The organism is Halogeometricum rufum, assembly GCF_900112175.1.
Taxonomy (GTDB): Archaea; Halobacteriota; Halobacteria; order Halobacteriales; family Haloferacaceae; genus Halogeometricum; species Halogeometricum rufum.
This window is the reverse complement of sequence record NZ_FOYT01000001.1, coordinates 1,035,390-1,048,054: the sequence shown is the minus strand read 5'-3', so window position 1 is coordinate 1,048,054 and position 12,665 is coordinate 1,035,390. Positions and strand designations below refer to the sequence as shown.

The 12,665-nt window shown below is 64.9% G+C and carries 11 protein-coding genes, 1 tRNA gene and 1 pseudogene; 4 read left to right on the top strand and 9 right to left on the bottom strand.

What is annotated here, in order from left to right; all coding sequences use genetic code 11:
- Window positions 1–37: 37 nt before the first annotated feature.
- The 4 genes from BM310_RS05475 to BM310_RS05460 all read right to left on the bottom strand — a co-directional run bounded on the left by BM310_RS05475 (window position 38) and on the right by BM310_RS05460 (window position 1,450).
- Window positions 38–110 (bottom strand) — tRNA-Gln (locus BM310_RS05475).
- A 109-nt stretch (window positions 111–219) separates the two neighbouring features.
- Complete coding sequence (locus BM310_RS05470; RefSeq protein WP_089805356.1) at window positions 220–423, bottom strand: hypothetical protein; 204 nt, start codon at window positions 421–423, stop codon at window positions 220–222.
- Between the two features lie 57 nt (window positions 424–480).
- On the bottom strand, window positions 481–924 hold the full coding sequence (locus BM310_RS05465) for a metal-dependent transcriptional regulator (protein ID WP_089805353.1): 444 nt from the start codon (window positions 922–924) through the stop codon (window positions 481–483).
- A 28-nt stretch (window positions 925–952) separates the two neighbouring features.
- A complete protein-coding gene (locus tag BM310_RS05460; protein ID WP_089805351.1) occupies window positions 953–1,450 on the bottom strand; it encodes a rubrerythrin in 498 nt (165 codons plus the stop codon).
- A gap of 194 nt (window positions 1,451–1,644) precedes the next feature.
- Between BM310_RS05460 and BM310_RS05455 the strand changes: the two genes are divergently transcribed.
- Entirely contained in the window at window positions 1,645–3,303 is a 1,659-nt protein-coding gene (locus BM310_RS05455) for an alpha-amylase family protein (protein WP_089805349.1), read from the top strand.
- Between the two features lie 152 nt (window positions 3,304–3,455).
- On the opposite strand, the gene sufD is transcribed toward BM310_RS05455, so the two are convergent.
- The 4 genes from sufD to BM310_RS05435 form a co-directional block, all read right to left on the bottom strand.
- Window positions 3,456–4,664, bottom strand: a complete 1,209-nt coding sequence (gene sufD, locus BM310_RS05450) for a Fe-S cluster assembly protein SufD (protein ID WP_089805347.1) — start codon at window positions 4,662–4,664, stop codon at window positions 3,456–3,458.
- A gap of 1 nt (window position 4,665) precedes the next feature.
- Window positions 4,666–6,096 carry a Fe-S cluster assembly protein SufB gene (sufB, locus tag BM310_RS05445; protein WP_089805345.1) on the bottom strand — a complete coding sequence of 477 codons (1,431 nt, stop codon included), beginning with the start codon at window positions 6,094–6,096 and terminating at the stop codon, window positions 4,666–4,668.
- Between the two features lie 58 nt (window positions 6,097–6,154).
- Window positions 6,155–7,075, bottom strand: coding sequence for an ABC transporter ATP-binding protein (locus BM310_RS05440; protein WP_089805343.1), 921 nt, complete (start codon window positions 7,073–7,075; stop codon window positions 6,155–6,157).
- Window positions 7,076–7,270: 195 nt separating this feature from the next.
- On the bottom strand, window positions 7,271–11,308 hold the full coding sequence (locus tag BM310_RS05435) for a DNA polymerase domain-containing protein (RefSeq protein WP_089805341.1): 4,038 nt from the start codon (window positions 11,306–11,308) through the stop codon (window positions 7,271–7,273).
- A 154-nt stretch (window positions 11,309–11,462) separates the two neighbouring features.
- Here BM310_RS05435 and BM310_RS05430 point away from each other — a divergent pair, with 154 nt between their 5' ends.
- Window positions 11,463–11,651 (top strand): DUF7331 family protein, encoded by a 189-nt coding sequence (locus BM310_RS05430; protein WP_089805339.1) that lies wholly within the window; start codon window positions 11,463–11,465, stop codon window positions 11,649–11,651.
- Here the strand turns inward: BM310_RS05430 and BM310_RS21910 are convergent.
- Window positions 11,582–11,797, bottom strand: a pseudogene (locus BM310_RS21910) (hypothetical protein); the annotation flags it as partial. The gene BM310_RS05430 and the pseudogene BM310_RS21910 sit on opposite strands and share 70 nt — an antisense overlap.
- Between BM310_RS21910 and BM310_RS05425 the strand changes: the two are divergent.
- Together BM310_RS05425 and BM310_RS05420 are read left to right on the top strand one after the other, a co-directional pair.
- A complete protein-coding gene (locus BM310_RS05425) occupies window positions 11,702–12,115 on the top strand; it encodes a DUF7322 domain-containing protein (protein WP_089805337.1) in 414 nt (137 codons plus the stop codon). The pseudogene BM310_RS21910 and the gene BM310_RS05425 overlap by 96 nt on opposite strands.
- A gap of 46 nt (window positions 12,116–12,161) precedes the next feature.
- Window positions 12,162–12,590, top strand: a complete 429-nt coding sequence (locus BM310_RS05420) for a DUF7346 family protein (protein ID WP_089805335.1) — start codon at window positions 12,162–12,164, stop codon at window positions 12,588–12,590.
- Window positions 12,591–12,665: the final 75 nt, after the last annotated feature.

Below are 12,665 nucleotides of genomic sequence, written 5' to 3'. Positions count from 1 at the left end.
ACCGTCCGCTATTCGTCCTCACTCCGTTCAGACAGAATAGTCCCGGGCGGATTCGAACCGCCGTCAATGGCTCCAAAGGCCATTATGATTGGCCACTACACCACGGGACTCCGAGTCACATCTAACCGCGCATCGCGGGACTGCAGTTTCCACTCGTCGGTGAGCCTTTGAAAATGCATCGGGTTCGACCCGCCGTCGTCAGTCGGTGTCGGAGTCGCCTCAGCCGGGACTCAGCCCGTCGTCGACGCGTCGTTCGACGGAGAACCCACCGCACTCGGGGCAGACGTGATACTGGACGTCGTACGCTGTCCCGCATCCGCGACAGACGTAGGGGAACTCCGGCTCCCCCCGTGTCTCCGCCTGTTCGCGAGGTCCCACGCCCGCGAGACGGAGGAGACGACCGATAGCCTCAGTTCCTACCATAGACGGGGAGTCACGGTGCGCCAACTTAACGCTTCGTCATCGTTTCGACGCCGGAACTCAGTCCGCGGGCGTCTCCTCGGGTTCGCTCGCCAGTTCGAGGTAACAGCAGGCGTCCGTCTCGGGGTCGAAACAGTCCGGACACTCGCTGTTCCGGTCGATGATGGTGTCGAGTCGCTCCGCGACGGTGTCGTCGATGACGGGTTCGAGTTCCCGCGCCTCCGCCCGGAACTCCTCGACGTCGAGGACGTTCGCGAGGAAGCGTTCGATGATACAGTACGTCTGGAGGGCCTCGCGGGCGCGGACGATTCCCTCGTCGGTGAGGCGAACGCCCTTGTACTTCTCGTGTTCGGCGAGCCCGCGCCCTTCGAGTTTTCCGATCATCTCGTTCGCACTCGCGGGACTCACGTCGAGCATGTCCGCCAGTGCGCCGGTCGCTGCCGGGCCGTCTTCCATCTCCTGTAAGAGGTAGATTGCCTTCACGTACTGGTCTGCGGTGTTCATCGATGTCCTCCCGGTGACTCGGCTCGCGTCATTCGCGCGTCTCCATGATTTTCGTCACAGCCTCGACGCCCTCGGCCTCCTCCTCTCGAATCTCCGAGAGGAGGCCGACCAGACGCTCGCGGTCCACGCTGAACTGCGCGTCGCTGGCCTCGATGGCTTCGATGAGGTCGTCGTAGAACTTGTACGCCGTCTCTTCGTTGCAGAGTTGGTCGTAGAGGACGCCGTCGAAGTCGTCCGGCTTCGTCTTGCCGTACTGCGCTTCGACCAGCGTCTCGATGTCCTCGAACGGGATGCTCTCGGCGTCGAGTTCGCCGATGACCGACTCGAGTCGTTCGCGGTGCTCTGCGGACTCCTCGGCGGCGTGTTCGAGGAGTTCTTCGATCTCCTCGTCCAGTTCGCGGTCCTCGTCGGCGAGCGACTGGTAGTGGTGGTACGCCCGCGCCTCGACCACCTCCTCCAAGACGACGCCTATCTGGAGCAGGCGGGCGAGTTGGTGGTCCGAGGACACGCGGTGGCCGACGCTCATGGCGTCACCCGGGCCGCGTGCGATACCCTGACGTTCATACACGTTCGCAGGGTTGTGACCGACTTAAGCGGTTCCCTCGCCGTCCGTCGCACCGACGGCGACGGCTCTCGCGGCGGTTCGAGCGACGGGCGACCGCCGGACGACCGCGACGAGACGGCGACAAGAACCACAACCCCTCCGCGAGTACGGCCCCCATGGCGAACCCGGACTGGTACCGTGACGCGATAATCTACTCCATCGACGTGAAGACGTTCAACGACTCCGACGGCGACGGCTGGGGGGACTTCCGCGGCCTCATCGACCGACTGGGCTACATCGAGCAACTCGGCGTCGACTGCCTGTGGCTCCGCCCGTTCTACCCGAGCCCCATCCAAGACAACGGCTACGACGTCTCGGACTACTACGCCGTGGACCCGAAACTGGGGACCCTCGGCGACGTCACCGACCTGGTCGAACGGGCGCACGAACGCGGCATCCGCGTCATCATCGACACCGTGTTCAACCACACCTCCGACCAGCATCCGTGGTTCAAGCGGGCGCGCGAGGACCCCTACTCGGACTACCACGACTACTACCTCTGGACCAGCGACGTCGAGAACGCCCAGAAGCGGGGGAACATCTTCCCCGACTACGAGGACGGCGTCTGGTCGTACGACGAGGTGGCGGAGAAGCACTACTTCCACCAGTTCTACAGCTTCCAGCCCGACCTCAACGTGGCGAACCCCGACGTGCAGGAGGAGATATTCGACGTGCTGGAGTTCTGGCTCGACCTCGGGGTGGACGGTTTCCGCATCGACGCCGCGCACCCGATGACGATGCCCAAGGGCCACGACGGCACCAAACTCGACGACCCCATCGGTCTGTTCGAGGAGATGAAAGCGCGCGTGCACGAGAAGAACGAGGAGGCCATCCTCCTCGCCGAGGCGGACGACCAACCGGACGAACTGGCGTACTACTTCGGCGGCGGCGACTCCTTCGACCTGATGTTCAACTTCGTCCTCAACTCCCACCTCGTCTACGGCGTAGGCGTGAAGGACACGTGGCCGCTTCACCGCGCGATGGAGGTCCTGCCCGACGTCTCCGACGTGGGCCACTGGGCGAACTTCCTCCGCAACCACGACGAGTGGAACCTCCTGAAACTCCCGTGGGAGGCGATGGACCACGGCCGGGAGTTCTTCGGCCCCGAGGACGGCAGTTCGTGGATATTCGGCCGCGGCCACCGCCTCCGTCTGGCGGACCTCTACGCCGGCGACCACGACCGAATCGCCCTCGCCCACAGCCTCATGCTCGCGATGCCCGGCACGTCCGTCCTCCTCGCCGGCGACGAGATAGGGATGGGGGCGAACCTCGACCTGCCGGAACGCGAAGCCGTCCGGACGCCGATGCAGTGGTCGAACAACCGCAACGGCGGCTTCTCGACGGCCGACGCGGACGAACTCGTCAACCCCGTCACCGCCGACGGCGAGTTCGGATACCGGTCGGTCAACGTCGCCGACCAGATCGTCGACCCGACTTCCCTCCTGCGGCGCATTGAACGCCTCGTGGACGCTCGTCGGCTCTGTTCGGAGATCGGCACCGGCGACATCGAGGTGAGAGACGTGCCGCCGAAGGAGGTGTGGGTCCACCGCCTCACGAAGGGGAGTACGGTCCTCCTGACTGCGCACAACACCGCCGACGAACGCCGCGAGGTCACCGTCGACTTCGAACCGCCGGCCGCGGCCGCCACGCGCATCGTCGGCCCGGGCGAGTACTCGGTCGAAGACGGACGGTGCACGTTCACGCTCGACGCCTGCGAGTACGCGTGGATTCGCGGCGACAGGCGGGGCCAGCGGGTGCCGCTCGGCCGGCCCTGAGACTGGCCCCGTGCGGTCGTCCGCTGTCCGCGGTCAGCGGTCCGCGGGACCGATGCCGACCGACGCCGGCGCCGGCGCTCGTGGTGACTAAAATCGAGAGCGAGAGAGAGAAAGACCGCAGGTGTCGCGGAACCGCGGCGGACCGCGGACGCCTACCGAAGGCGCGCGGAGATGAGTTCCTGGAGGTCCTCGCGGAACTCGTCGACCGCTATCTCCTCGAGGACGGGAACGAAGAAGCCCTCGACGAGCATGTTGCGCGCCTGCAGCGGCGGGACGGACCGAGAGGTCATGTAGAACAGGTCCTCCTTGTCGACCTGTCCGACCGTCGCGGAGTGCGACGCCTCGGTGTCGTGGTTGTGGATGATGAGCTTCGGCGACGCGTCGGCCTCGGACTCGTCCGACAGCATCAGCGTGTTCTCACGCTGGTACGAGGAGGTGTTCCACGCGTCGCGGCCCACGTCCTGCACGCCCTCGTAGACGGAACGCGCCTCGTCGTCGAGGACGCCGCGCGTCACGAGGTCGGCCGTCGTGTTCTCGGCCTTGTGCCAGACACGCGCGTTGAGGTCGAGGTGCTGGTCCTCGTGGCCGAAGAACGCGCCGACGATCTTCGTCTCCGAGGAGTCGCCGTTCAGTTCGGTCTCCACGTCAGAGCGGGTGAGTCGAGAGCCGATGTTGCCCTCGATCCAGTTGATCGTGCCGTAGACGCCGGCGTCACCGCGCTTGAGCGTGTAGTGGTACGTGTCCTCGTCGAGGTTCTGCAGCGACCCGTACTGGACGTACGAGTTCTCGCCGGTCGCGACCTCCACGATGTTCGAGAAGTACCGCGCGCCCTCGACCGAGTCGCCGCTGTCGATTCGCTCCAGAATCGTCACGGAGGAGGAGTCCTCGGTGACGACGAGCGTGTGGCTGAACAGCGACTTCGAGTTCATCTCGGCGCGGACCTTCACGTCCTCGGCGTCGACGCCCTCGGGCACGTAGATGAACGTTCCCGTGGTGAACAGCGCCGCCGAGAGGGCGGTCAGGTAGTTCGACTCGGGGTCGACCGTCCGACCGAAGTTCGCCTCGACGAGGTCGCCGAACTCCTCGACGGCCTCCGTGAACGGGAGGACGTGGACGCCCTCGTCGGTGACGCGTTCGGTCTCGTCGGACTGGTTCAGCGGGTCGACGAGGTCCTCGAAGTCGAGCGCCTCGAGGTTCGTCCAACGGCGGCCGGGCGTCTGGATGACGTCGGGCAGGTCCGCGTCGTCCAGCGCCGCGAGGGCGCTCAGACGGCGCTCGAGGAGCCACTCCGGTTCGTCGCGCTGTTCGGATATCTCTCGTACCGTCTCTTCGGACAGGTTCGCTGGTAGCTGCGCACTCATGTTATCCGAGACTACCCTCCATCTCCAGTTCGACCAGGCGGTTGAGTTCGACCGCGTACTCGATGGGCAGTTCCTCCGTGATCGGCTCGATGAAGCCCGAGACGATCATCTGCTTGGCGTCGTCGTCGTCCAGACCGCGCGACTGGAGGTAGAAGATGTCCTCGTCGCCGATCTTACCCACAGTGGCCTCGTGGGCGACGTCGACGGTGGACTCGTTGATCTCCATGTACGGCATCGTGTCCGAGGTCGACTCGTTGTCGAACATCAGCGCGTCACACTCGACGGCCGTCGAGGAGTTGCGCGCGCCCTCGGAGATGTGGACGAGGCCGCGGTAGTTCGTGCGGCCGCCGTCCTTCGAGATGGACTTCGACTCGATGGTGGACTTCGTGTTCGGGGCGTTGTGGTACACCTTCGCGCCGGTGTCGATGTTCTGTCCCTCGCCCGCGAACGCGATGGTGATGTGGTTGTCCGACGCGCCGCGACCCTTGAGGATCGAGGCGGGGTACAGCATCGTCGCCTTCGAGCCCATGGAGCCCGAAATCCACTCCATGCGGCCGTTCTTCTCGACGATGGCGCGCTTGGTGTTGAGGTTGTACGTGTTCTTCGACCAGTTCTGCACGGTCGAGTACTGCACGTGGGCGTCCTCGCCGACGAACACTTCGACGCCGCCGGAGTGCAGGTTGAACGCGGAGTACTTGGGTGCCGAGCAGCCCTCGATGTAGTGGACCTCGGAGCCCTCCTCGGCGATGATGAGCGTGTGCTCGAACTGGCCCATCCCTTCGCTGTTCATCCGGAAGTACGCCTGCACCGGCATGTCGACCGTCGTGTCCTCGGGGACGTAGACGAACGAGCCGCCGGACCAGATGGCGCCGTGAAGCGCGGCGAACTTGTTGTCGCTCGGGGGGACGCACTTCGTCATGAAGTACTCCTTGACGAGGTCCTCGTGCTCCTGGACCGCCTGGTCCATGTTCATGAAGACGACGCCCTTCTCCTCCCAGCGCTCCTGCATGTTCTGGTAGACGACTTCGGACTCGTACTGCGCACCGACGCCCGAGAGCGCGTTCTTCTCGGCCTCCGGGATGCCCAGTTTGTCGAACGTGTCCTTGATCTCGTCCGGCAGGTCCGTCCAGTCGTCGACGCCGCCGCGCGTCTCCACGTCGGGGCGGATGTACGGGACGATTTCGTTGACGTCGACTTCCGAGAGGTCCGGCTGGCCGGGCCAGTCGGTCGGCATCGGCATCTCCTGGAAGTGCTTCAGTGCGCGCAGACGGCGCTGGAGCATCCACTCGGGTTCGTCTTTGTCCTCGGAGATGACGCGAATCGTCTCCTCGGTGAGGCCCTTGTCGGCCTGGAACGACGACTTCTGCTCCTTCTTGAACTCGAAGCGAGCTTCAGTGTCCGTCTCTTTGAGGTGGTCTTGATCTGAACTCATTGTGTGTAGTGTGTGTTTGCGGTTCGTTTCTTATGAGCCTGTGCGTAACTGGTTCCAGTTACGCGGCCTCGTACACTTCCTCGCGGACCCAGTCGTACCCCTCGTCCTCCAACTGCTCTGCGAGGGAGGCGTCGCCGCTCTTGACGACTTTCCCGTCGAGCATGATGTGGACGTGGTCGGGTTCGACGTACTCGAGGATGCGCTGGTAGTGAGTAATCTGGAGAATGCCCGTGCCCTGTTCGTCGCGGAGGGCGTTGATACCCTTCGAGACGTCCTGTAGGCGGTCGATGTCCAGCCCGGAGTCGATCTCGTCGAGCACCGCGATGGACGGTTCGAGGATGGCGGCCTGCAGCACTTCGTTCTGCTTCTTCTCGCCGCCGGAGAACCCGGCGTTGAGGTACCGCTGCATGAACTTCTCGTCCATGTCGAGCTGCTCCATCTTCTCCTTCAGGAGCTGCTGGAACTCGGCGACGCCGACTTCGCCCTCGTCGGCGGGGCCTTCCATCGGCGAGGTGTCGTAGCCCGAGTCCTCGTCGTCGGCGTCGGCTTCCTCGGCCTCGTCGTCCTCCTCGAAGAGCTCCTCGCGCTCTTCGATCTTGGCGTTGAGCGCCGTGCGGAGGAAGTTCGTCATCGTCACGCCCTCGATTTCGGCGGGGTACTGGAAGCCGAGGAAGATACCGAGCGCGGCGCGCTCGTTCGGCTCCAGGTCGAGGAGGTTCCACGTGCGTTTGTCCTCCGGAATGTCGAACTCCTCGCCGAACTCGTCGTCTTCGAGGTGGAGGAGAATCGCCCCGTCGGTCACTTCGTACACGGGGTGGCCGGCGATGATCTTCGCCATCGTCGACTTCCCGGATCCGTTCGGGCCCATCAACGCGTGAATATCGCCAGAGTTGACTTCCAGGTCGACGCCACGAAGAATCTGTTCACCGTCTTCCTCCGCGACTTCCGCGTGGAGGTTCTTGATTTCGAGTGTAGCCATTGTTGTCTCGTTGCCTCGTACAGGAATCGAGGGGTCTCCCACCCATAATGGTTACGCATTCACAACCACTCGCTTTACTGCAGAGAAAATATATTTGGGTTTCAGAAAGGCGACTGTCGGCTCACCCGACGTGCCGTCGACGCGTTCAGCCGGCGAATCGCGGCGTGAACAACCGGTTCGAGCGATATCTCGCGCTCACATGAAGCTTCCGAGCCCGGTCTGCTGTTGCCCCGACTTCACCTCGTCCCACGACATCCCGAGCGCTTCGATGATGCGCGCGATGGGACCCTTCAGCGTCTTGTCGAGCATCGTCTCCCAGTCCACCTCGAACGCATCGGGGACCTGGTCGGCGTACTCGAAGCAGATGACGTCCGGGTCGCGTTTGAACTCGCCGTACAGGTCGTCTCGTTGCGGGTCGAACCCCTCCTCGCTCTCCATCCGGCGGAACCACGAGGGGTGCACCTTCGCCAGATAGAGTCGCTTCGGCTTCGACCCCCGCCCGAAGTTCGTCCCGAGGAACGCGTTCGCGTACATCGCCCCGCGGACCTGCGCCGTCGCGGTGTCGTACGCGTCGAGGCGCTTGCCGATGCCGCCGGGGATGCCCACTTCGTCCAAGGGGAGGTTCCCCTCCTGGAAGTCGGCGATGACCTGATGGACGTAGTCTTTGATCTCCTCGTGGTCCTCGCCGTAGACGATCATCTCGATGACGTTCTTCTGGACTTCCTTCGTTATCTGGGCGATGTCGGAGCGCTTGTACTCGAAGCCCGTGATGTCGATGTCGTCGACGTCGTTGCCCTCCTTCCAGACGATGTGGCCCGCGTAGCGCTTCTTCTTGCCCGCCTGGAAGAAGCGGCGGTAGAGCTTCTCGAACTCGATCTGGAAGCGGTGTTCCTCGCCCGCCTCCAGGTCGACGCCGAGTTCGTCGCGCGCGAAGTCGTCGTAGGCGGCGTTGATGTACTCCTCTATCTCGAACGACTGCTCGATGGCCTCCTCCTTCGACACGTCGGGGCCGAGTTCGAGCATGACGGAATCCGTATTGTGCAGGACGATGCCCCCGACCCCGTCCACGAAGTTCTCGTTGTCGGCGACGCTGAGGTCGTAGACGTAGCCGTCGTGTTCGACGTCGGTGAGGACGGTGTCGCGTCCCGTCCGGTAGTAATCACAGGTCCGAACCGTGTAGGAACCTTTCGAGTCCCGGTACTTCAGCGAGTGTTTCCGTTCACGCTGAGTGAGGAGCATCGACAGGCCGGCGGCGAGTTCTCGACTCGTCGTCTCGAAGTCGAAGTTCCGAGCCGCGTACTCCTCGGAGTAGCGAGGGAACTCGCGCGAACCGTCGCCCTCGACCATCACGTCGATGAACAGTGTTTGCAGGTCGTCCGGAAGGTGGAAGACGAACGACGGAACGCGCTTGCCGCGAGAGGTCTGTCCGGCGAACTCGCGGAAGAAGACGGCCGCGAGTTCGTTCATCATCTGTAGTTTGAGCGTTCGGTCGTCGTACGACGTCGATTCCTCGCCCGCGGTCGTCTCGTACGACGTGGTTCGCTCCGGTCTGACGTCGCTCTCGACGATGCCGGCATCGACGTTGTCGAACAGACGGAGGTAATCCGCCTGCAACTGCTCCAACCACTCTCGCCTCGATTCGGCGATACTCGCCCCGTACCAACTGTCGGTCGTCTCGGCGGTCGACGCGCTTCCCTCGGTGACGTACGCCGCGAGGAGTCGAACCAGTGCGCGCCCGTCTTCGCTCGACAGGTCGACGTACCGCTCGACTTTGACCGTCTTCGACTGGTCTCGCTGGTGTTCGTGGCCGAACCAGACGTACTCGTCGTCGGCGTGGACGCGTTTGACCTTCGTCTGCGCGTGCTCGCGTCCGACGCTTCGGCCGTCCTCGTACTCCCGTTCGTATCCGTCGAGAACGTCGTAGACGTCGATAGTCTCCACGGTGTCGACGCTCGGGAGCCCGTCGACTCGGAGCGGTTGGCTCACGTCTTCGGGGGGCGCCTCGACGAGTCCATCACCGCCGTCGACGACGTACGAGTGATCGTGAGTGGTCGTCGATTCACCGAACTTGTGCTGGAGTTTGACGACCGGTTTGTCCGTCTCGTGCCTGATCGCCTGTTCGATGGGCTTCCACTCGGACACGCCCTCGTCGTTCACCGAGAGCGCCTCCCACCCGTCGAGTTCTCGCCGGTCCTTCCCGACGGAGGCCGTCGCGACGGGGCCGCCGTCGGCCGTGATGAGCAGTTCACCGTCCGCGCTCGCCGTGCCCGTCTCGAACAGCGTCTCGATCGGGAGGACCCGAACGCGGCCGTTCGGGTCTCGAACGACGACGGGCCGGTCGCCGGTCACGCTGTCACCGTACGCGACAGAATACCCCATCTCGCTGGCCGTCTCGTCGGTGTAGTCGATGACCTCCCGACCGGTGGCGGTGACGGCCGCGCCCATCTCCTTGTCGTACAGGCGGAAGCGGTCCCAGCCCAGCACGCCGTACAGCGAGTTCATGATGACTTTCACGGCCCCCTGCTGGCGGTCGAACTGTTCGTACGCCGAGGTGCCGGGGTCGTGGTCGTTGCGGAGGCGCTTCTTCTCCTCGCGTTCCGCGAGGAGTTCGTCCACCATCTCCCGGATGATGCCGTCCGGTTCCTTCCGGAAGTGCGTCCCGTTGGGCGCGCGGAACGTGTCGCCGTCGTAGGACTCGGGGTCCACCTTCGTCTCCGGCGACGCGTTGATGGTCACCATGCACATCGGGTACAGCGACTTCAGGTCGAGGACGGTGACGTTCTCCTTGACGCCCGTGATGGGGTCGAAGACGGCCCCACCCTCGTAGTCTTCGGACTCCTGTTGGCCCTTCGAGGGGAGGGCGAACTCGCCGTGGACCTTGTGCAGGACGTAGATGTCGACGGTGTCGCCGGGCGTCGGCGCGTCCTCCAGTTTACACCCGACGAACGTCCGCACCTCGTCCCAGAACGCGATGACGTCCTGCTTCCTGTCGATTTCGACGCAGAGTTCCACGTCGCGGACGTTGTACTCCAGCAGTCGCCGGGGGTCCTGTTCCCACAGGTCGCCGATGCTGCCGGAGTAGCGCTCCTTCCCCACGTCGAGTTCGAGTTCGCCGACGGCGTCCAGTCGGTACGACTCCAACTCGGTGAACTGCGTGCGCTTGTAGGCGTACAGCAGGTCGAACACGACGCGGCCCTTCACGTCGGGGCCGCCCCACCCGCTTCGCCACACCTCGCCGACGCGGGAGAGGCGGTCCGGGTCCAGGTCGTAGTCCGAGGACGGGTCCACCACGTCCAGTCTGTCGAGGAAGTACGGCATGTCGAAGTCCTCGAAGTTCCACCCGGTGAGCACGTCGGGGTCCGTCTCCTCGATGTAGCCGACGAACGCGTCGAGCATCGCGTCCTCGCGGTCGAACGCGCGTATCTCCACGTCGGTGTCGTCGTCCAGCGGTTCGTAGTCGCCGAGGTCCGTCGGCGACTCGACGCCGTCGCCCGCCTCGGGCGCGTTGTAGAGCCACGCGACGTACTCGTCGCGGTAGGAGTCGTGGGAGGTGAGACAGACGATTGGCTCCTCGCCCTCCTCGGGGAAGCCCGACCGGTCGTCCACCTCGATGTCGAACGTGTTCACGCGGAGGTCCGCGTCCACGTCGATGGGGACGACTTCGTCGTGCGGCACCTGAATCGACCCGTCGTCGAGTCGGCGCGCGGGGACGCAGATGCCGCTCTCGATGTCCTTGTCGATGAGCAGGCGGTTCGGGAAGAGGATGTCCGCCTCGTAGTGTTCGAACTGGTCGCGAATCTGCCCCACGTCCCGCGGCGTCTGCGTGCAGATCTTCGTCAGTTCCTCGCCCCGGATGCTCTCGTACCCCTCTTCGGTCCGGGTGATGACCGCCTCGTCGAGGAGTTCGTCGTCCAACGTGTCCGTCGGCGCGTAGAAGTAGGGCTCGAAGCCGAGGACGCGCACGTGTTCCGTCTCGTCGTCGCGGGTGCGTCCGAAGACGTGGACGACCGGGTACTCGCGGCGACCGCTCCCCTCGATGGTGTAATCGACCTGCGTGACCGCGAGTTCGACGGTGCCGTCGGCGTCGGGGAACTTGATGTCCTCGGCGTCGACGACGTCCGAGACGTGTTGGCTCCCGTTGCCGGCGACGTGTTCGGCCTCCGCGTCCGGCCGCGCGCCGTCGGCGTCGTCGCCCCCGCCCCAGTTGCCGTCCGTGAGCCCTGCCTGCTTCATGCGGTTGCGTTCGGCACTCCGCGGTAAAAGCTTCGGCCTTTCGCCCTTCCACCACGGGCCGAACCACTATCGTTAGGGCGGCAATATCTGTCAGAAAAAGAAGGTGCGCATACGCAACACATTTAGTGTGCCAACTCGTACCACGGGTTGCAACATGACCGACCACGCGAATTCGAAGCGGCCGGATCGGTCGCCTGCCACGCAGTCGCCGGCAGGCGAGGCGAACGGACTCGACGACGTCGAGTCCTACGAGGTCGAGGGTGGGGTCGTATTCTACGACCCGCAGAACCCGCTCGCGTGGGTCGAGACGACTCGAACCATCACGCTGAAAGAGTACCTCTGAGAAGCGCTCGAAACGAACTGCTTTTCGTCGGCCCGCCCGTCCCCGCGGACGTGCCGCGCGATTCCGACGCCTGGCCCGACGAACCCGACGAATCCGACCCCGAGGACCGATGGGGCGACCCCGAGAACGACCTGGTGAACGTCCCCTCGGTCGGAGGCGAGGGCGACGAGGGCGACGACGGCGACGAGCAACCGGTCGAAATCGACAGCGAACTCGCCTCGACGTTCTGGGCCGTCGTCGTCCTCGTGAACGTCGGCGTCGCGGGCGTCAGTCTCGGCGCGATGTTCGCGTACTTCCGCGGGAACTTCCTCCTCGGCGGGGGTGCGGCCGTCGTCGGTGCACTCGCCCTCGTCCGCGCGTACTACTCCTACCGAGGCTACAAAGCAGGTGACGCGGCCGGAGCAGACGACACGGCCGACGCAGACGACGCGGCCGGCGCAGACGAGACGGACGGCGACGGCTGACCCCCGGAGCGGAACGCCTATTCCGCGCTCGGCCCTCGGGACGACCATGCAGACGGTCCGCGACGACGACGGCAAGCGCTACGTCCTCGTCAAACGCTCCGGCGACTCCAGTCGCGTCCGCGACCCGGCGACGGGCGAGGAGCGATACCTCCCGAACGACGACCTGACGTTCGAGGGCGTCTCACCGCTGGTCGCCGCCGCGTCCGGCGTCGCCGACCCCGTCCGACGAGCCGTCACCGCCGTCCACGACGAACGCTCGCTCGGCCTCCTCGTGGAACTGGTGGACCGCGACGCGGTGTCGGTGGTGGCGTTGCTGGACGCTTACGACCTCTGTGAGTCCGACCTCCACGGCCTGCTCGGCGAGTTCCGCGCGGCCGGACTCCTCACGGAGACGACCGTCCACGGCGAACGCGGTTACGCCGCCACCGAGGCGGCGAGAGAGGCAGTCGCCGCCCTCCGGGGCGGATCGGAGTAACTCCGGCGGCGCGGCCGGTCGACGACGTCACCGCCCGCCGCCTCGGCCGCACGCGAACGCCTCGAACCTCGGCCC

Bases quoted from the DNA above. Each gene is read 5' to 3' on its own strand.
- BM310_RS05470 (WP_089805356.1), bottom strand. From the start codon at position 423: ATGGTAGGAACTGAGGCTATCGGTCGTCTCCTCCGTCTCGCGGGCGTG.
- BM310_RS05465 (WP_089805353.1), bottom strand. From the start codon at position 924: ATGAACACCGCAGACCAGTACGTGAAGGCAATCTACCTCTTACAGGAG.
- BM310_RS05460 (WP_089805351.1), bottom strand. From the start codon at position 1,450: ATGAGCGTCGGCCACCGCGTGTCCTCGGACCACCAACTCGCCCGCCTG.
- BM310_RS05455 (WP_089805349.1), top strand. From the start codon at position 1,645: ATGGCGAACCCGGACTGGTACCGTGACGCGATAATCTACTCCATCGAC.
- sufD (WP_089805347.1), bottom strand. From the start codon at position 4,664: ATGAGTGCGCAGCTACCAGCGAACCTGTCCGAAGAGACGGTACGAGAG.
- sufB (WP_089805345.1), bottom strand. From the start codon at position 6,096: ATGAGTTCAGATCAAGACCACCTCAAAGAGACGGACACTGAAGCTCGC.
- BM310_RS05440 (WP_089805343.1), bottom strand. From the start codon at position 7,075: ATGGCTACACTCGAAATCAAGAACCTCCACGCGGAAGTCGCGGAGGAA.
- BM310_RS05435 (WP_089805341.1), bottom strand. From the start codon at position 11,308: ATGAAGCAGGCAGGGCTCACGGACGGCAACTGGGGCGGGGGCGACGAC.
- BM310_RS05430 (WP_089805339.1), top strand. From the start codon at position 11,463: ATGACCGACCACGCGAATTCGAAGCGGCCGGATCGGTCGCCTGCCACG.
- BM310_RS05420 (WP_089805335.1), top strand. From the start codon at position 12,162: ATGCAGACGGTCCGCGACGACGACGGCAAGCGCTACGTCCTCGTCAAA.